This window comes from Acinetobacter sp. AHP123 (assembly GCF_023757925.1).
Taxonomy (GTDB): domain Bacteria; phylum Pseudomonadota; class Gammaproteobacteria; order Pseudomonadales; family Moraxellaceae; genus Acinetobacter; species Acinetobacter oleivorans.
Genome location: NZ_CP092454.1, coordinates 2,362,049 through 2,381,803 on the forward strand (window position 1 = coordinate 2,362,049; position 19,755 = coordinate 2,381,803).

At 38.5% G+C, this 19,755-nt stretch carries 19 protein-coding genes; 8 read left to right on the top strand and 11 right to left on the bottom strand.

Features of this window, described 5'->3' with window-relative positions; translation table 11 throughout:
- Positions 1-77 precede the first annotated feature (77 nt).
- Both MJX77_RS11215 and lipA read right to left on the bottom strand, forming a co-directional pair.
- Positions 78-2,540 carry an acyl-CoA dehydrogenase gene (locus MJX77_RS11215; RefSeq protein ID WP_252059075.1) on the bottom strand — a complete coding sequence of 821 codons (2,463 nt, stop codon included), beginning with the start codon at positions 2,538-2,540 and terminating at the stop codon, positions 78-80.
- 281 nt (positions 2,541-2,821) lie between these two features.
- Complete coding sequence (lipA, locus tag MJX77_RS11220; protein ID WP_003650609.1) at positions 2,822-3,835, bottom strand: lipoyl synthase; 1,014 nt, start codon at positions 3,833-3,835, stop codon at positions 2,822-2,824.
- Positions 3,836-4,031: 196 nt separating this feature from the next.
- On the opposite strand from lipA, the gene sthA reads away from it, so the two are divergent.
- A complete protein-coding gene (gene sthA / locus MJX77_RS11225) occupies positions 4,032-5,444 on the top strand; it encodes a Si-specific NAD(P)(+) transhydrogenase (RefSeq protein WP_004790990.1) in 1,413 nt (470 codons plus the stop codon).
- Between the two features lie 119 nt (positions 5,445-5,563).
- Here the strand turns inward: sthA and MJX77_RS19335 are convergent, their stop codons facing one another.
- From MJX77_RS19335 to map, 5 genes are all read right to left on the bottom strand, one after another.
- Positions 5,564-5,698, bottom strand: a complete 135-nt coding sequence (locus MJX77_RS19335; protein WP_286089229.1) for a hypothetical protein — start codon at positions 5,696-5,698, stop codon at positions 5,564-5,566.
- Positions 5,688-6,902 carry an MFS transporter gene (locus MJX77_RS11230; protein ID WP_252059077.1) on the bottom strand — a complete coding sequence of 405 codons (1,215 nt, stop codon included), beginning with the start codon at positions 6,900-6,902 and terminating at the stop codon, positions 5,688-5,690. The genes MJX77_RS19335 and MJX77_RS11230 overlap by 11 nt, the downstream gene beginning before the upstream one ends.
- Before the next feature lie 172 nt (positions 6,903-7,074).
- The gene (locus MJX77_RS11235) at positions 7,075-8,421 is read right to left on the bottom strand and encodes an MFS transporter (protein WP_004790995.1); all 1,347 of its coding nucleotides are present in this window, start codon (positions 8,419-8,421) and stop codon (positions 7,075-7,077) included.
- A gap of 405 nt (positions 8,422-8,826) precedes the next feature.
- Complete coding sequence (locus tag MJX77_RS11240; protein ID WP_252059079.1) at positions 8,827-9,945, bottom strand: OmpW/AlkL family protein; 1,119 nt, start codon at positions 9,943-9,945, stop codon at positions 8,827-8,829.
- A 207-nt stretch (positions 9,946-10,152) separates the two neighbouring features.
- The gene (gene map / locus MJX77_RS11245) at positions 10,153-10,977 is read right to left on the bottom strand and encodes a type I methionyl aminopeptidase (protein WP_004790999.1); all 825 of its coding nucleotides are present in this window, start codon (positions 10,975-10,977) and stop codon (positions 10,153-10,155) included.
- Positions 10,978-11,187: 210 nt separating this feature from the next.
- On the opposite strand from map, the gene rpsB reads away from it, so the two are divergent.
- The 6 genes from rpsB to MJX77_RS11275 all read left to right on the top strand — a co-directional run bounded on the left by rpsB (position 11,188) and on the right by MJX77_RS11275 (position 15,562).
- Complete coding sequence (rpsB, locus tag MJX77_RS11250) at positions 11,188-11,940, top strand: 30S ribosomal protein S2 (protein ID WP_002118204.1); 753 nt, start codon at positions 11,188-11,190, stop codon at positions 11,938-11,940.
- Positions 11,941-12,077: 137 nt separating this feature from the next.
- Complete coding sequence (gene tsf / locus MJX77_RS11255; protein WP_004791001.1) at positions 12,078-12,953, top strand: translation elongation factor Ts; 876 nt, start codon at positions 12,078-12,080, stop codon at positions 12,951-12,953.
- A gap of 65 nt (positions 12,954-13,018) precedes the next feature.
- Positions 13,019-13,504: a DUF3465 domain-containing protein gene (locus MJX77_RS11260; protein WP_252059080.1), complete on the top strand. Its 486-nt coding sequence runs from the start codon at positions 13,019-13,021 to the stop codon at positions 13,502-13,504.
- A gap of 104 nt (positions 13,505-13,608) precedes the next feature.
- Positions 13,609-14,433, top strand: a complete 825-nt coding sequence (locus MJX77_RS11265) for a helix-turn-helix transcriptional regulator (protein ID WP_252059083.1) — start codon at positions 13,609-13,611, stop codon at positions 14,431-14,433.
- 93 nt (positions 14,434-14,526) lie between these two features.
- Positions 14,527-15,243, top strand: a complete 717-nt coding sequence (locus MJX77_RS11270; protein WP_252059085.1) for an AzlC family ABC transporter permease — start codon at positions 14,527-14,529, stop codon at positions 15,241-15,243.
- A gap of 1 nt (position 15,244) precedes the next feature.
- A complete protein-coding gene (locus MJX77_RS11275; protein ID WP_252059088.1) occupies positions 15,245-15,562 on the top strand; it encodes an AzlD domain-containing protein in 318 nt (105 codons plus the stop codon).
- Positions 15,563-15,605: 43 nt separating this feature from the next.
- Here the strand turns inward: MJX77_RS11275 and MJX77_RS11280 are convergent, their stop codons facing one another.
- Positions 15,606-16,055: an Mpo1 family 2-hydroxy fatty acid dioxygenase gene (locus MJX77_RS11280; protein WP_252059090.1), complete on the bottom strand. Its 450-nt coding sequence runs from the start codon at positions 16,053-16,055 to the stop codon at positions 15,606-15,608.
- 129 nt (positions 16,056-16,184) lie between these two features.
- Between MJX77_RS11280 and MJX77_RS11285 the strand changes: the two genes are divergently transcribed.
- Positions 16,185-16,406: a hypothetical protein gene (locus MJX77_RS11285; protein WP_252059092.1), complete on the top strand. Its 222-nt coding sequence runs from the start codon at positions 16,185-16,187 to the stop codon at positions 16,404-16,406.
- 221 nt (positions 16,407-16,627) lie between these two features.
- Here the strand turns inward: MJX77_RS11285 and MJX77_RS11290 are convergent, their stop codons facing one another.
- The 3 genes from MJX77_RS11290 to rodA form a co-directional block, all read right to left on the bottom strand.
- A complete protein-coding gene (locus tag MJX77_RS11290; protein ID WP_004791014.1) occupies positions 16,628-17,239 on the bottom strand; it encodes a septal ring lytic transglycosylase RlpA family protein in 612 nt (203 codons plus the stop codon).
- Between the two features lie 289 nt (positions 17,240-17,528).
- On the bottom strand, positions 17,529-18,530 hold the full coding sequence (gene mltB / locus MJX77_RS11295; RefSeq protein ID WP_004791015.1) for a lytic murein transglycosylase B: 1,002 nt from the start codon (positions 18,528-18,530) through the stop codon (positions 17,529-17,531).
- Between the two features lie 19 nt (positions 18,531-18,549).
- Entirely contained in the window at positions 18,550-19,692 is a 1,143-nt protein-coding gene (rodA, locus tag MJX77_RS11300) for a rod shape-determining protein RodA (protein WP_252059093.1), read from the bottom strand.
- Between the last annotated feature and the right edge of the window lie 63 nt (positions 19,693-19,755).

Here is a 19,755-nt window from a genome sequence, read left to right on the forward strand (position 1 = left end):
TGACGCTTTTATGGCTGTTTATTAATTAATGCGAATCAAGTGTGATTGCAATAGTGAATTAGTGAAGGCATCAGTCACTAAATTTGATGAGGGTTCGACAAAGGAAGATCTTTATTTAAATCTTCATCAAATACATCTGTAAGCATGCTATCGAATCGAATTGCGTTGTATTGCAATAATTGTTGAGCTTCACTTTCAGTAATAAAACCTTCTTTTATTGCTTGTGCAATATTCTCTTCGAAAGTAAGTCCTGTAAATTTGCCTTTAGATTCAGCTTTTTTGAATTTATCCCAAAGTGGTTCAAGGGTTCGTAGAATTTGGAATGTATGTTCTAAACGTCCAGTCACATCATCGGCTTTAGTTGAATAAAATACATGATGTTTAAGCTGCTCTCTAAAAGGATGCTCTTGCATCATAAGTTCAGCGACTTGCTGTTTTAACTCATCGTCAGGTTTTGAAATGACACGGCCAAGAGGGAAACAGATCCATTTTACAAATGCTGCTGGAAGTTTAGCTGGGAAGTTTTCAAATAATCCCCAAAATGCTTCCTGAATATTCAAGAACGCTTTTTGTAGAGCTAATTTAGCGTGAAGTTGTTCGGCTTCAGTTTTTTGGCCAGCTTCATAAAATTTTAAAATCGCAGTAGAAATAAAGAGGTGCGCGTGAATATCTGCCAAGCGTCCTGATAACATTTCTTTGCGTTTTAAGTCGCCTGCAAGTAAACCAAGTGACATATCCGAAACAAGTGCAAAGTTGGCACTAAAACGGTTAATCGTCTTATAGTAACTGGCAGTAAATTGATCTACTGATTGAGGGGCATCGTTTGAGCCACCAGTCCAACCATAAGCAAATGATTTTGCCCCACGGTTAAAGGTATAGGCTAAATGTTTAAATAATAAATCATCGAATTCTTGAACTGCATTAGCTTTATCCTCAGATTGAAGGAGTTGTAATTCTTCAAATAGATAAGGATGACAACGCATTGAACCTTGACCAAAAATCATCAATGAACGAGTCAAAATATTTGCGCCTTCTACCGTAATTGCAATTGGAATCGCTTGATAGGTAAGGGCAAGGAAGTTACGTGGTCCAAGTTGAATTGCACGTCCTCCAGCAATATCCATTCCGTGATTGACGACTTTACGCATCGTTTCAGTTGCATAATATTTTGCCATGGCAGTCATCACGGCAGGTGTTCCACCTTGATTTAGGCCACATGTGACTAAATAACGGAATGCCTCAAGCATATAGGCATCGCTGGCAATTTCACTAGTCGCTTCTTGTACGCCTTCAAATTTACCTACTGAAATATTGAACTGTTGACGAATTTTTGCAAAAGCACCAACGGTTAAATAGCTCATTTCACCTGCTGCTGTTGCTAAAGCTGGAAGGGAAATACCACGGCCAACACCTAAGCACTCCATTAGCATTCGCCAGCCCTTACCGGCATTTTCTTGTCCACCAATAATCCAGTCAATTGGAATGAAAACATCTTCTCCTTCTACGGTTCCGTTCATAAATGGAGAACCTGGAAAATGACGCGCTCCTATTTTGACGCCTGCATGACTAGCAGGAATGAGTGCACAGGTAATACCGTACTCTGTTTTATTTTTATCGCCGAGTAACCCTTCAGGGTCATATAGTTTAAATGCAAGACCTACGACTGTGGCAATTGGCGCAAGGGTAATCCAGCGTTTAGAGAAATTCATGCGCAAACCAAGAACTTGAGCACCTTCATATTCGCCGTAGCAAACAACACCTGAATCTGGAATGGCGCCAGCATCTGAACCCGCTTCTGGACTGGTTAAACCAAAGCATGGGATTTCTTCACCTTTAGCAAGACCCGGTAAATATTGTTGCTTTTGAGCATCAGTACCGTAGTGCATGAGTAGCTCACCCGGTCCCAACGAGTTTGGAACCATACAACTCACTGCAGTGGTGAGTGAGCGTGAAGCAATTTTGCTCATAATGCGGCTTTGAGCAAATGAGCTAAATTCTTTACCGCCAAATGACTTTGGAATAATAAGACCTAAAAAACCTTTGTCTTTAATAAATTGCCAAACCTCTGGTGGAAGATCTTTTAAGTGATGATGAATTTCCCACTCATTGAGCATGCTACAAAGGAGCTCAACTTCATTATCAATAAAACTTTGTTCTTCTTCTGACAACGTTGGATAGGGATACTTTTCAAATTGGGACCAATCGGGTGCCCCCATAAACAATTCTTTTTCCCACCAACTGGTACCTGCCTCTAAGGCTTCTTGTTCAGTCGTACTGATGCTCGGCATTGAGTTTGCTAATGTTTTATAGGCAGGTTTAGTAATCAGGTTAAAGCGTAATGGTGCAAATAAAATAATGATACTAAGGGCAATGAGGGGGATACCTAAAATGAGAGCCCATGGCGTTAATATGAGTGCAGTAAATATAGCTACCGCAATCGTAATTACACTGCCAATGATTCGATTCAGGTTAAAAAAGAAAATTGCCCATATTGCAAAAAGCTGAATGACGATGCTTAAAACAAAGAGTAGGAAAATCATACTTGCTCCTTGCTAGATAAGCCCTCAAGTTAGAAGTTACGAAAAAAGCGAGGAGAGATTTAAGGCTTAACTAGCTAATTTTAATGCTGTTTAAATTTAATTTTTTATATCGCAATTGATGTATATGCTAGAGCAGGGATATATCGTACTTTTAGGTATAAGATATTTTTCTGTGAAAGTGTAATGGCTTGTTTTATCGATTTGTCAAGAAATGTTATTGATTTTCTTATACAAATAAAAAGCCCTCTGTGTTAGAGGGCTTTTTGTAGATATTTAATTTATTAAGCTTCGACAACTTGAACAGCGATTTTCTTAGCTGGATCTACTTTACGACGAACTTCTGGTACTGGTTCACCATGGTATTGACGATCAGCAAAATAGCTTGAACGAACCATTGGTGCAGACCAAATATTTCTAAAGCCAAGTTTGCGGCCATGCTCTGCATAACGTTCAAACTCTTCTGGCGTTACAAAGCGGTCAATTGGCGCATGTTGTTTAGATGGCTGTAAATATTGACCAATCGTCACATAGTCAACATCGTGAGCACGTAAGTCATCAAGCAATGCAATCACTTCTTCTTCAGTTTCACCAATACCGACCATCAAACCACATTTTGTTGGAATGTCAGGGCAGTATTCTTTAAACATTTTTAATAAAGTTAAAGAATGTTGATAGTCTGAACCTGGACGCATTGCTTTATATAGACGAGGCACAGTCTCAATGTTGTGGTTAAATACGTCTGGCGGACATTCAGTCATAATGCGTAAAGCAATATCCATACGTCCACGGAAGTCTGGTACTAAAATCTCAAGCAATGTCGTCGGGCTAAGTGCGCGAGCTTCTTTAATACAGTCCACAAAGTGTTGTGCACCGCCGTCAAGTAAGTCATCACGGTCAACAGAAGTAATTACTGCATACTTGAGTTTTAGGTTAGAAATGGTTTCGGCCATGTGACGAGGTTCGTCAGCATCGAGTGCATTTGGACGACCATGTGCTACATCACAGAAAGGACAACGGCGTGTACAAATATCGCCCATAATCATGAATGTTGCTGTACCACCACCAAAACATTCTGGGAGGTTAGGGCAAGCAGCTTCTTCACAAACGGTATGGAGTTTTTGAGCACGTAAAGTCGTTTTAATACGCTGAACTTCTTCTGGTGCCGTCATCTTGACACGAATCCAGTCAGGTTTACGCGGCACTTCAACCGTAGGTACAACTTTTACAGGAATTCTTGCGACTTTTTCTGCGCCACGAAGTTTTACACCCTGTTCAGGTTTACGGTGTTCTGACATATCTAACTTTTCCACTCGTTTATAGAGACATTGACATTGTATTATAGCGAAGTTCTTCAGTTAATAGCGGAAAATAACTATTCATATAATAAATGTGGCTATTCAGAAATATAGGGTTGAGAAATACATAAATTCACCGCATATTAGTCATAATCTATTATAAAATATGGTCATTCAAGAGAGGAAGGAGCTTTCAATGCCACGTAAAAAAGAGGTCGTTAGTGGGAATTTCGTTAAATACGATGCGGTAGTTCTCGGTTCTGGACCTGCGGGTGAAGGCGCGGCAATGAAGCTTTCAAAAGCTGGTAAGCGTGTTGCAATTGTAGATGTGCGTGATCAACTTGGTGGTAACTGTGCACACGTAGGAACGATTCCAAGTAAAGCATTACGTCAAACAGTTTCTAGTATTATTCGCTATCAGCGTGATCCAATGTTTCAAAAAGTAGGTGAATGGAAGCAGTTCACCATGAAACAGGTTTTGCGTAATGCACACAAAGTGATTCAACAACAGGTTGATACACATACACGTTTCTATGACCGTAACAAGATTGGTGTCTTCCATGGTCGTGCATATATTCAAGATAAAAATACAGTCTTAGTTTTTAGCCATGAAGGCATTAAAGAGACAATTATCTGTAAGCAAATCGTGATTGCGACAGGTAGTCGTCCTTATCATCCGCAAGGTCTCGACTTTGATCATCCTCGCGTGTTTGATTCGGACAAGATTCTTGATCTTGATTATTCAATTCAAAAAATTATTATTTACGGCGCGGGCGTTATTGGCTGTGAATATGCCTCAATCTTTATTGGTCTAGACCATAAAGTTGACTTGATTAATACTCAGCAAAAACTATTAAGTTATCTGGATGATGAAATTGCTGATGCTTTGTCATATCACTTACGTGAACAAGGTGTGTTAATTCGTCACAACGAACAAATGGATCATCTTGAAACGTTTGATGACCATGTTGTTTTACACTTACAAAGTGGTAAAAAGATTAAAGCCGATGCCATTCTTTGGTGTAACGGCCGTTCAGGTAACACAGAAGGCTTAGGTCTTGAGAACGTTGGACTAGTTCCAAACAACCGCGGCCAGCTTTCAGTAAATGATCAATATCAAACTGAAGTTGAAAATATTTATGCTGCTGGTGACGTGATTGGTTGGCCATCACTTGCTTCTGCTGCTTATGACCAAGGGCGCTGTGCTGGCGCAAACATGAGTGGTGAAGATGCGAAGCCAGTACGTGACATTCCAACTGGTATCTATACCATTCCTGAAATCTCATCAATTGGTAAAAATGAACAGGAATTAACGGAAGAAAAAATTCCGTATGAAGTGGGTCAAGCTTCTTTCCGTCATTTAGCTCGTGCACAAATTACTGGTGATACAGTGGGTGAGTTAAAAATTCTTTTCCACCGCGACACTATGGAAATTTTAGGTATTCATTGTTTTGGTAATAACGCTGCCGAAATTATCCACATTGGGCAAGCAGTTATGCACAGCCCAAACAATACCTTGAAATATTTTGTTGAAACGACGTTTAACTATCCAACAATGGCTGAAGCATATCGTGTAGCTGCACTTAATGGTATGAATCGTTTGTTTTGATTTTAAATAAGTTTTTAATAAAAAAGCCCGCAAACTTGCGGGCTTTTTTATTTTCATTAGACCATAGGTTTTTTATATTTTTATGACAATCAAAGGGATGATTTTAGCGTCTCATCTCTCTAGTGTGGACAAAATGCTTGATTAAAATATTCAAATAAATCAGGTGTCTGCTTCCATAATGCGATAGAAAGAACCAGAAGAGCTACGATGAGGAAAGTCACAATCGTTTTCAAAAGTAAGGCATTATGCGTCATGAATAACGGCCTCCTCATTCACAAAGAAGTGTACGATCACACCTACTATACTTAATGCTATAGAACATAGCCAAATTGCATTGTAATTACCTGTTAAGTCATGGTTAACACCGCCAAGCCAACCGCCAAAGAAAGAACCGACTTGATGGGTGAAAAACACAATGCCGCTCAGCATTGAAAGGTATTTAACACCAAACATATTTGCCACAATACCGTTCGTGAGCGGAACAGTAGAGAGCCATAAAAGGCCCATAATGACTCCAAAAGCATATACTGTATAAGTGCTTAACGGTAATAACAAAAAGGCAATGATCGTGATGCCACGGCTGCCGTAAAGCGCCATTAATAATTTAGGTTTTGAGAATCGGTCTCCTAACCAACCAGCACCATAAGTCCCCACAATATTAAATAGTCCAACTAGGGCCAGAAACACAGTTCCTGTAGCTGCATCAAAACCGTGGTCAATTAAATAGCCGGGTAAATGTACACCTAAGAAAACCACTTGGAATCCGCAAACTAAAAAACCTAAAGCTAACCACCAAAAGGGTTTATGTTTTCTGGCAATATTCAGTACTTGTTTAAATGTAAGCTGAGGTTGTGCAATTGCTTTCGGTGTTTGATTGCTTGGTCCTTTTAACATCCATGCAAGGGGAATAATAAGAGCAATTAACAGCGCACTGACCATTAGGGCTGCTGACCATCCAACATTTTTGAGTAAGAGAAGGGTAGAGGGCAACATAATAAACTGACCGAAAGAACCTGCTGCACTTGCAATCCCCATCGCCATACTTCTTTTTTCTGGAGGTGCAGCTCGACCTACTGCACTAAGTAAAACTGTAAAGGAGGTTGCTGATAAAGCTAAACCAATAATAAGACCTAGGCTTAAATTCAAAATGAGTACACTTGAACTAAAAGCCATTAACAGTAAGCCAAGGGCGTAAAGTAATCCGCCAACAGCAACCACAACTTTACTGCCATATTTATCTGCGATTGCGCCAGTAAAAGGTTGAACTGCACCCCAGATCAGGTTCTGCATGGCGATTGCAAGACTAAAAACATGTTGGCCCCAGCCAAACTCATGGCTCATTGGGACCAAATAAAGTCCAAAACCATGCCTAACGCCTAAAGAAAGAGCCAAAATAAGAGCACTACCAATCAGCATATAGATAAGTGGCTGGGAAAAGTTGTGAGCAGTTTTAGTCATCGTTAATGGAAAATTATAATAATGTGGTCATTTATTGTAGAAGATATATCGAGAAATATCGATATAGATGACAAGAATATTTAAGAAGAATTAAAAAGTGAGTAATGTAAATATTTTATGATAAGAAATTTGAAGAAGCAGAGACCATTTTGATCTCTGCTTCTTATAAAAATTAAGCTGTTGAATTACGTTCAAGTAATGCTTGTTCAAAAAGAACTTGTTCTTTTTCTTTATGTTCAGTTGTGAAGCGAATCAAAATTACGCTACAGCCTGCGACCATAACCAGACCGCCTAAAATAAACAGGCAAGTTTGAACATCGAGTAAGCCTTTAAGTAAGAAACCTGCTGCAACTGCACCAACATTGCCACCCGCCCCAATAATTCCTGCGACTCCACCTAATGCAGTACGATCGATAAAGGGTACGAGAGCGTAAGTTGCTCCACATGCCATATGCGTAAACAATGCAAAAATAGTCATGGAAATAATTGCGAGCGCAACGGCATTCATTTGAGAGAAGAGGATTAAGAATAAACCTTCACCCAAAATCATGAGCACAAGTACTTTCGTACGGCCATCTAACCCTTTCTTGAGTGCTACTTTGTCGGAAATAATACCGCCAAGCGCTCGAGCGAATAATGCTAAAAGACCAAAGATTCCGGCAGTTAGTCCAGCCGTTTTTAAATCCATTTTAAATTGATCGACATAATACATTGCCGCCACGTTATGGATAAAAATCTCAATACCAAAACTTGCGCCATATGCCAAAAATAAAATCCAGACACGATAGTTGCGAGCGGCTTGCATTAAAATGGCAGTACCACCTTTTTTACCACTTCCGACCTCAATACCTTGCGCGCGAACTTCTTTAAAGTTTCCTTGAGGGCAATCTTGAGTTAATTTCCAATAAAGAATGCCAACAATAACCATCATTACGCCAGGTACGATTAATGCCACGCGCCATCCCATGGTTTGTTCAACACCAAACATCACGATTGCACCGAGCAATAAAGGCATTAAAGCTTGTGTTGCTCCACCGCCAGCATTTCCCCAGCCAGCCGTTGCCGCATTTGCTGTTCCTACAACGTTAGGTGCAAACATGACACTTGTATGGTATTGAGTAATGACGAAGCTTGCCCCAATCGCACCAATAAGTAAGCGAAAGAATAGAAAAGATTCATAACTATTGGCAGCAGCTACACCAAATACTGGAATGCTGCCAACTAATAGGAGAGTGGTGTACGTAATACGTGGGCCATATTTGTCGCAGAGTGGTCCGACAATAAGCCGAACTAAAATAGTAATAGCAACAGCAGCAATATTAATATTAGCAATTTGATCTTTTGTTAAGCCAAACTCGCCTTTAATCACGGGCATTAATGGTGCACACGCAAACCATGCAAAGAAACATACAAAGAAAGCGAGCCATGTCATGTGGAAGGCACGCATTGCTGGAGTTGAAAAACTGAATAATTTAATTTCAGTTGCTTTTTTTGCATCTAATTGGATATTTGAAGACATACGCCGTCCCTCTGAACTGAACGAAATTTAATTTGCATGGCAATTTATTGCCTATCTGCAGACCGATCAGAGCGGACATCGTTGGCCGTCTTTGTTTATTCATTGAATCATCATTGATTCATCATGTAATGAGTAAAGCAAAGCTTGTGCCAAAAAATGAATTTTACTAAAAAGGAAAAATTACTTTCTAATTTTATTGAGTTAGTTTGTGAATAGAAAAATAATAAAAAATTGGGAAAAATAAGAGGGTAGTAATAAAAGTTTGAGAAGTTTTTTATATCTGTATTTTTTATAAAAAATGCTCATTTTTTTAGCATTTTGATTTAAAAAGAAGCAATTTTTAGGAGAAATAGAGTGAAAGAAAGCTATAAAAACTTATACAAGTCTTTATAGCTTTATGCAGGGTTAGAAGCGGTAACCAACACCAACATATGAAATGAGTGGGTCAATATCAATTTTGGTATTCGCTTTAATTAGCTCTTTACCTGTATTTTGGTCAGTCACATAGATTTTTGCTTCACTATTCATTTTTGAATACGAAACTGAACCAACAGCAAACCAATTTGGGTTGAAGTCGTAAGTTGCACCTAAAGTTACAATAGGTGCAAAAGTATCGGTCGCTTCTAGTTTCACGATAGGATTTGCTGATGATGTTTTGCGATCTAGTGCTGCACCAGCTTTACCATCATGGATATTCTGGATCATGTGTCCCGCTTGAATTAAATCAGCCTCAATACCAGAATTCATTTTTAAATCATTAAAGTATGCATACATCACGCCAGCTCCGATATAAGGACGGAACTTATTTACACCTGTTTTACCAAATTGATAATGTAGTTCAACGGCTGGTAACCATGCGCGTGCGGTCGCAGCCTTACCTCCCTGAGAAAGATCAGTAATATGAAGGTCTTGTTTTAAAGGAATATCTCCACCCGCCCCGGAAATTCCACCTCCTATGATTTCTCCAATTGAAGATCCATCTTTGAGTGGAGTCGCTTTTCCAGAAAGGGGAGCGTAAATATTACCTTTTCCATTAATATCCACTTTAGGGGGAATACCCCCTTTAATTTCTAAAGATAAATTGTCCGTAAAGTTGTAGTTAAACATAAGACCAACAGTATCAACATCACTAGCTTCTAAGCCAGAACCTTGTTGTTGCCATTGAGAAAGACCATTAACTTCTGCTGTACCTGCAAGTGAAGAGGGAAGAGTATCTGTAAACTTATCAAGAAATCCAATAGTGCTATACCAGAATTTTCCTGAAGTTTTGCTTTGGTCGATTGCCTCTAAAACGGCTTTTGTAGATACATCTCCAACTTTAGATTGTGTACCTTCTGCAACGCTAGTATTGATATTGACAGGGTTTCCTGAGCCTTGAGGCATTGCATGTAACCAACCAGCAGAGACTGAAAAACGTTTGAAGCCATCACCATCTTTTAAACTAAAATATGGCGAAGCGGCGTTAGTGATTGTTGGCAGGGCAAAACAGGCAGCTGTCATACAAAATAATGACTTTTTCATCATAAAAGGACTCCATGTCCGAACTTTTGTTTACTGATTTTTATTGAGCCAACCATACCGCGTTTTATTAAAATGATTGTTTATTAAAAATTAATAATTGTAATTTTTTTGAAATAATTGTTTGTATTTGGCAATATTTGTTAATTTTAAATACATAATAAATAATAAAAGGCTACATAAAGCAGCCTTTTATTTAAGTTTGTTAAACTATTAGTTGAAGCGAGATAAGTCCTCTTCAGGGCGTGCAGTTAAAACTTCAATGCCTGTCTGAGTCACTAAAATAGTATGTTCATATTGAGCTGAAAGTTTATGGTCTTTCGTTACAACAGTCCATTTGTCGCCTAATAGTTTAGTTTGCCATACGCCAGCATTTACCATAGGTTCAATCGTAAAAGTCATACCAGCTTCCAGACGCATACCTGTTCCAGCTTGACCATAATGTAATACTTGAGGTTCATCATGAAAAACGGTACCAATACCGTGACCACAATATTCACGTACTACACTAAAACGCTCTGATTCGACATATTTCTGGATTGCATGACCAATGTCACCTAAATATGAACCATCTTTAACAGTTGCCATGCCTCGATACATCGCTTCTTGGGCAACTTTACATAGACGGTTGGCTAAAATAGACGTCTCACCACCAACGATATACATCATGTTTGTATCGCCGTGATAACCATCTTTAATCACAGTTACATCAATATTTAAAATATCGCCGTTTTTTAACGTTTTATTTTCAGAAGGAATGCCATGGCAGACAACATGGTTAACCGAAGTACAAATAGAGTGCTGAAAAGCAGGGCGTCCAGGAGCGCCACCATAGCCGACACAGGCGGGAATAGCATGTTGTACATTTTCAATGTGATTACGGCAAATGGTATCAAGTTCAAGTGTACTTACACCCGCCTTGATATACGGCTTGATCATCTCTAGAACTTCAGCCGCCAGTCGTCCTGCAATGCGCATTTTTTCAATTTCATCTGGAGTTTTGATTAATCGACGTGGAGCTGTATAAGTACTGTTCATGATCTCTAAAAACTTTTGGTAATTTACAAGTGTCTATGGTATAAATAGCCGCCCATTTTATCAAATGCTTTTCGTGAATATCTTTTACGAACAAATTTGATAGATGGAGTAAAAAATCCGCACATATATCGTCACATTACTCTGGGTGCCTGTAAAAGGGTGGAGAATGCGGATATATGGAGGCCTAACCCAACTTTTAAGGTAAAGAAAATGGCAGATTACAACGTAAGCATGCGTGACCTTCTTCAAGCAGGCGCGCACTTTGGTCACCAAACTCGTTTCTGGAACCCAAAAATGCGTCAATACATTTTTGGCGCGCGTAACAAAATTCACATCATCAACCTTGAGCACACTGTTCCTGCGTTAAATGATGCTTTGAACTTCGCTAACCAATTAGCAAGCAAAAAGAACAAGGTTTTGTTCGTTGGTACAAAACGTGCTGCTTCTAACATCATCCGTGAACAAGCTCAACGCGCTGGTCAACCATATGTAGATCACCGTTGGTTAGGTGGTATGTTGACGAACTGGAAAACACTTCGCCAATCTATCAACCGTTTAAAAGATCTTCAAACTCAATCTCAAGACGGTACTTTTGCTAAGCTTACTAAACGTGAAGCTTTAGAACGTGCTCGTGAGATGGAAAAACTTGAGCGTTCTTTAGGCGGCGTTAAAAACATGGGTGGTTTACCTGACGCATTATTTGTAATCGACGTTGATCACGAAGCGATTGCAATCAAAGAAGCGAAGAACTTAGGTATTCCTGTTATCGGTATCGTTGATACAAACTCTAACCCAGACAACGTTGATTACGTTATTCCGGGTAACGACGATGCGATCCGTGCAGTAACTCTATATGCTTCAGCTATGGCTGACGCAATTCTTGCTGGTAAAGAATACGCTCAATCTCAAGCGAACGCTCAAGCAAAAGGCGATGACGCTGCGAAAGACGCTTCTGAGGCTTAATGCGTTTTGACGCAGGCTTGTCATTTTTGCGACATGTAATGGTGGCAAATTAAGCGTCGAGAGTGCAAACGGCCCAGAGTTTCTTTGGGCCGTTTTTGTTGAAAAGATTTATTTTCTACCGATTTTAGGAGATCAACATGACTGCAATTACTGCAAGCATGGTAAAAGAATTACGTGACCGTACTGGTCTTGCAATGATGGAATGCAAAAAAGCATTAACAGAAGCGAACGGTGACATCGAGCTTGCTATTGATAACCTTCGTAAATCTGGTCAAGCTAAAGCTGCTAAAAAAGCTGGTAACATTGCTGCTGACGGTGCAATCACAATCGTTCAAGAAGGCAACAAAGCAATTCTAGTTGAAGTTAACTGTCAAACTGACTTCGTTGCTAAAGACGAAAACTTCTCTAACTTCTCTAAAGCTGTTGCTACTGCTGCTTTAGCTGCTGGTGAAACTGATGCTGCTAAAATCGCTGAATTAAAATTAGCAGACGGTCAAACAGTTGAAGAAGCTCGTATTGCGCTTGTTCAAAAAATCGGTGAAAACATCCAAGTTCGTCGTGCGAAAATCGTTGAAGGCGAAAACTTGGCTATCTACAAACACGGTTTAAAAATCGGTGTTGTAGTTTCTTATACTGGTGATGCTGACACTGGTAAAGGTATTGCAATGCACGTTGCTGCATTCAACCCAGTAGCTGTAAATGCTGAAGCTGTTCCTGCTGACCTTATCGCTAAAGAAAAAGAAATTGCTGAAGCGAAAGCGTTAGAATCTGGTAAGCCAGCTAACATCGTTGAGAAAATGGTAACTGGTTCAGTTGATAAATACTTGAACGAAGTTGCTCTTGATCGTCAAATGTACGTAATCGACAACGACAAAAAAGTTGCTGATGTATTAAAAGCAACTGGTACTACTGTTGCTAACTTCGTACGTTTCGAAGTTGGTGAAGGTATTGAGAAAAAAGCAGAAATGAGCTTCGCTGAAGAAGTTGCTGCTGCTCAAGCTGCTGCGAAGTAATTCGTATCACAATAAAAAAAGCCCCATTGGGGCTTTTTTTATCTCAGTTAAATTAAGGGTAGACAATGACAAATAAAAAAAATCTCAGTATTGGTGGTGTCATAATTTTATTGATTGCTGCATATTTTGGTCTGGATTTATCTGGGCATAAGCAAAATCAATCGCCATCATCAGTCATGCCCGAAGCTCAGCATACTGAAACTACACTTTCAAATAATGGGGTTGATACAATAAAAGCTGCTTATCAGCAGAGACAAAGTAATGTTCAAGTGCAGGGAAGTGGCCGAGTAAAAGCAATTTTAAGAGATGATAATGATGGGTCGAGACACCAGAAATTTATTCTTGTACTAAAAAATGGCCTTTCAATTTTAGTCGCACATAATATTGATTTAGCACCTAAAATTCCTAATTTGAAAAAAGGTGATGTCGTAGAGTTTTACGGTGAATATGAATATAACCCAAAAGGTGGTGTATTGCACTGGACTCATCGTGATCCACAAAATCGTCATGAAAGCGGTTGGCTCAAACATGATGGGCAAATCTACCAATAAAGCCGAATAAACAAATAAAGAGATTGTTTTTATAGAGCAATTTTATTCTATTCAGTTTCTTAAAACATGCTATGGTTTTTTTATTGAATGGATGAGACGTATTTATGCAGCGGGAGCAAGCCGATTATCTGCATGTGCGAGAGCTGGGCGGTTTAGAGTTACTAAAAGCACATTATCACCAAACACAATTTTCGAAGCATACTCATGAAGGGTATTGTATTGGTGTGATTGAAGAAGGAGCACAGTCTTTTTTTAGGACGGGCCAGCTGCATGTAGCTCCTAAAGGCGACATTATTTTAGTAAACGCTGACGAAATTCATACGGGTTCATCTGCGGTAGAGTCAGGTTGGCGATATCGAGCAATTTATCCTACACCTGAAATGTTGGCAGAAGTCAGCCAAGATTTTTTTGAAAATTCACGTGGGGCGCCATGGTTTCCTCAAGCTGTCATTCGTGACTTGGGTTTGGCTCAGCAACTTTGTTTACTCTTTGATTTATTAGAACAAAAAGATAATTTTTTACTCAAAGAAACGATGTATTTATCGACTTTAGCCTGTCTAATGAAGCGACATGGTAAATCAAATCATACTTTTTGTGAGTTACCAGAGGCATATTCAAAAATATTAAGAGTTAAAGAATTACTGGTAGAAATACCTGAAACAAACTTTTCTTTGCAAGATCTGGCTGACATGGTGGGTCTAAGTGCATGGCATTTCTTAAGACAATTTAAAAAATATGTGGGCTTGCCACCTCATGCTTGGCTTGTTCAAGCACGCTTACAAAAAGCAAGACAATTATTAAAACAGGGTGACCAAATTGCGATGGTGGCACAGCAATGTGGTTTTTCTGATCAAAGCCATTTTAATCGTCACTTTAAAAAAGCAATGGGAGTGACGCCTACTCAATATGTAGCTAGCCTAAATAACTAGATTATTAAAAATTTATTTACAGCAATTTTATTCAATATAAATCAACTCTCATTACGCATTTTATAGAGAGATCTTTTATCTTGGATTTTATATATGAATATTCAGCTTCATCAGTTGGTGAGGTTTCCAAAAAATAAGCCATCCTATCTTTTTTTACGTGGTGCAATGGATATTTTGCCCTTGTCAATTTCTGTTATTCCGTGGGCAATTTTGGCAGGTTCTATGGCAATTCATGCAGGTTTATCTTTTTATAAAGCCCTTGCGATGTCGGGAATTGTTTTTGCTGGAGCAGCTCAATTAGTTAGTTTAAGCATGGTAATGGAAGGGGCATCTACTTTTACAATTTATGTGACGATTTTCTTTTTAACGGCTCAGCATTTTATTTATGCATTAACTTTAAGAAATGACATTTCTGCTTTGTCTCTTTCGAAACGGTTAAGTTTGGGTTTTTTATTAACGGATGAATTATTTGCGGTATATGCATCTGGTGAAAAAAGACAGCCAGAATATCTGTTAGGTGCAGGTCTGTCTTTTTATTTATTCTGGGTAGTTTTTAGCTTGGTTGGAATACTTTTGGCAACAGTGATTCCAGATTTACTAAATTATCATTTAGATTTTTCAATTGTGGCTATTTTTATTGCCATGATCGTGCCGCTATGTAAGGGGCTGCCTGTAGTTGCTGGTGTGCTAATGACTTGTTTAAGCGGATTTTTCTTTAAATTTTATCAAGTTGAAGGAGCGATTTTACTTTCAGGATTAATCGGGATGTTGGTTGCTGTGTTAACTGAAAAAATAAGTAAGGAGCAATAATATGTCTTGGTTTATGATTTTAGGTTTGGCAGCAATCGTCTTTTTTAATCGTTATTATTTTTTAGAACCCACTGTTAAAATTAAATTACCGCTTATTATGAATAAGATGCTTAATTATTCTGCACCTTGTTTATTAACAGCAATTTGTATTCCAGTTGTTTTTTTTGATGGCGATAATTTAAAAGGAATTATTGATAATCCTTATATTTATGCAGCAATCTTTTGTATTGTGATTGCCATTTATCTGAAAAAAGTGCTTTTAAGTGTTATCGCTAGTTTGGTTTTTTTCTATTTTATAAATTTTCTAATAAATTACTAAAATGTAAAAGCTGAATCGAGGTGATCCAGCTTTAGTTGAACAATTAGGATATAGCGTGTTTTTGTCTACTTTTCCATTTAGGTAAGATTTTTCCTAGATAGGCATCCATGCACCAGACCGGGCCAATGAGTAAAAATTGTAAATCTTTAAAGAACGATGGCTTTTTGCCCTCAATTTTATGGCCATAGAACTGTCCGATCCAAGCAATCACAAAAATAGCAATATAAAATCCTACTCCTACAGGTAGGGTGTAAATAAGCCATGCCATAACAACAAGTAAAGCTGCCATGGCAACAGCAAGTACAAGATCTAAACGGGCATAGAATACTAAAGTGAGTACAAGTAGTAGAGAAGTAAGCAAAGTGCTGAAATGGGCAATGATTCCGATAATAGAAAATAAAATGGCAGGAACGCAGAGCCAGTGGATTTGTTTATTGGTTGGGTTTTGATGGCTTTCGCTATATTCGTCAAACCATTCTGTAACGGATTTCATTAATGGCACACTCCTTGTTTTAACTTTGATTTCTTTTTTCTGGATATATTTTAGCCTGTTCTGGAGAAATTCGACAAGAAACCAACACTATTCAACTATAGCGACTTGGCAGTAAAAACTGAGGAAGGGGTGGAAGAAAAAAATAATGTGGCGCTGATTGAAAAAATAGTCCATTTGAACTCAAAAAAGGGTGCAATATTTCATAATATTTTTTCTGTGTTGCTCAATGATGAAAACACCCAAAAAAGTGTAATTTTGAGATGGGTGGGAAAATTGTGTGAAAAAGCTCTACTCATCTACTCTAAAAACGCCATAAATAGCCCTTATTTTAGAAAAATGGTACTAGGGTAGCGCAAATTTATTAAAGTCGCTCTAAGCGCAATTTAGAAGCGAAATAGACTTTGATAAAATAAATGCAATTTTTTGTTCGAAAAATAATCAAAACTGGGGTTGGAGAAGGGTTGAAAAAGATAATTTTTTTACCCTAAGCTAGAAATTATTTTCATAGTTTAAAATATAAAAAAGCCGCAGAAAAAATTGCGGCTTTTTACATGAGCTCTAGAGTCTATAACTTATGAAGTTGGACCATCAACGCGCTCAATATTTACTTTTGCAGTTCCAGCATTGGTAATACCAAGACGTTTAGCTGCGCCGTAAGATAGGTCAAGTACACGATTGCCATGGAAAGGACCACGGTCATTTACTTTTACAACCACACTTTTACCATTGTCTTTATTCGTTACTCGAATGTAACAGTTTAACGGTAGGCTGCGGTGAGCAGCAGTAAGAGCATTCATATCGAATGTGTCACCACTTGCTGTTTTGCGACCATGGAATTGACGACCATACCATGAAGCCATACCAGTTTGGCTAAACTTACGAACAGTGTTTGAAGCTACTGTGTTAAGTTTTTCAATCACTGAAGGCTCATCTTCAGGGATTTCAATTTTTGCTGCGATAGCTTGACGACGGATTTGATCGCCAGAACGTTCAGTGATTGAAAGACTGTTAATGTTAGAAAAACGAGAATTAAAATTTTGAGTATCTTTACTCAATACACGAGCTGCTAAATTAGAACCATCTACATCACTATTTAATGATGAAGATTGCACCATTTCAGCGTGCAATGGGGCTATGCTTAAACTAGCCGTCAGTGCAAGAACGTATTTCAGCGATAACTGCATTTGTATAAACTCCTGAGAACATGTACTTTTTTCTTTCAGCGATTGACTGAAATTTAAAGTGAACATGTCTTATTATTCACTTTTGCAATTGCTACATTGGGGTGGATAATATTCATCGCTTACGGAGAGTGTCTAGTCTTTAACGAGAAATAGTTACAAAAAGGGCAAAAACTTACAGTTCTGGGTTAAAAAACGATCACAAGTGTAACAAGATATTAAATTTGTGCGTATTGTGATCTATTTAACAAAAATATTTATTGACTTTTACATAACTCATAAAAAAGCTAGCCTATCGGCTAGCCACTTCAGTGCCTAATAACCATACAGCAGTAGCATACATACGGCTCTTATTATAGGTCGTAATCACTTGAAAATTCGGGTAAGTCAAATAGTAAATTGGACCATTATAGTCTTGTAATTGAATAACATTCACCATATCCAGATCATCAATTTTAACTAAAGGATTTAAAGGTGAAACCCCGAGTGTCTTTAATGCACCATATGGAAAAGGTTGAGTTAAATCTTTAGCAATAACGCTATCTGGATTTGACCCTGTGTAACGTGCCATAAACCCGATAGGTTGATCGCGTTGCCATCCTTGTTTTGCTAAGTAGTTTGCGATTGAACCGATTGCATCTTCTGCAGAATTTCTTAAATCGATGTGTCCATTACCATCATAATCGACCCCATATTTACTAATATTACTCGGCATAAATTGAGGATAGCCAATTGCACCTGCATAGGAACCTACAATACTACTTGTTGGGTAACCTTCTTTATAGGTCCATGCAATAAGAGCAGCTAACTCATCGCCAAAATATTCAGCACGGCGAGGGTAGCCAAAAGCAAGTGTGGCTAATGCATCACGTGTAATAAATGAACCTTTATTTGCACCATAACCTGTCTCGACACCCAAAATACCCAAAATGACAGCTTGAGATACACCATATTGTTGTTCAGCACGGTTTAAAGCATCTGCATATTGGTTTTTAAAACGGACACCACGTTGAATTGTCCCTTCAACCAAAAACATAGAGCGATAGTCATACCAAGGTTTGCTTTCACCTGGACGAGTCATAATATTTAGAATGTTTGGTAAATTTTTTGCACCATTCATAGCTGCATCAACTTGATCGCCACTTAACCCATAAGCGCTCATCGTTTTTTGTTTAAAATTTACATAATCAGGATGTGTTGCAAAATCGTTGGCCTGAGCGAAGTGACTTGTACTGATTAAACCAGTACATAAAGCAAGCATTTTTAAAGTTTTATTTAAGTGTTGAGACAACATATCGTTTTAAAATTCCAGATTATCGATGTGTATGAATGGACATGACTAAACCAAAGGTGGCCATTAAAGTAATAATAGCTGTTCCGCCATAACTCATAAAAGGTAAGGGAACACCTACTACAGGTAAAATACCACTGACCATTCCCGCATTTACAAATACATAAACAAAAAAAGACAAACCAAAGGCACCAGCAACTAAACGTCCATAGTTATGGAAGCTTTGTAAACCGATTTGGAATGTTCTAAAAATAATAGCAAAATAAAGAATCACTAAAATAAGTACACCGATGAGCCCAAACTCTTCGGAATACGCAGCAATAATAAAGTCGGTATGACCTTCAGGTAAAAAGTGTAAATGTGACTGGGTGCCTTCAAGAAATCCTTTACCTGAAAAACCACCAGAACCAATTGCAGTTTTAGATTGAATAATATTCCAACCTGTACCGAGCGCATCTGCCTCTGGATCAAGTAAAGTTAAAACCCTTTGACGTTGATAGTCGTGTAAAAGAAATTCCCAAGCAATCGGAATGACCACCGCAGCACAGGCTCCTGCAGCACCGATCATACGCCACGATAGTCCACTTAAAAATAAAACAAATATACCGCTTGCTAATACTAAAAGTGATGTCCCTAAGTCAGGTTGTTCTGCAATCAGTAAAAAAGGAATACCAATTAATATTAATGATAAAACAACTTGTGAAAAACTAGGGGGAAGTGGTTTACGTGCTAAAAACCAGGCAATCATCATGGGCATGCCGATTTTCATGAATTCACTGGGTTGGACACTTCCGAAACCGGGAATATCAATCCAGCGCTGAGCACCCATTCGGACTTCACCAAATATCATGACTGCCAAAAGTGAAAATAAGCCAAATAAATAAAAATATGGTGAAAAAGCTTGATAGACCTTTGGCGGAATTTGGGCTAGACCAAACATCACTAAAAAGCCAATACCAAAACTCATGGCTTGTTTACTTACTAACCCCACATCTTGTGCAGAAGCACTATATAGTACGGTTAAACCTAATAGCGCATTTAAGAGCAGAAATAGGCATAGCCAAGGGTCAACATGAAGTTGTTGCCACTTTGATGGTTGCATAGCAGTGCTAAGACCATCTCGAGGAGCTTGGCGTAAAAATTTATATTGCGGACTAGGAGACATGCGGCGTTAACTAAGGTCAATCAGTGCTTGGCGCATGCTAACATAAACTTGGTTAATGGCAAT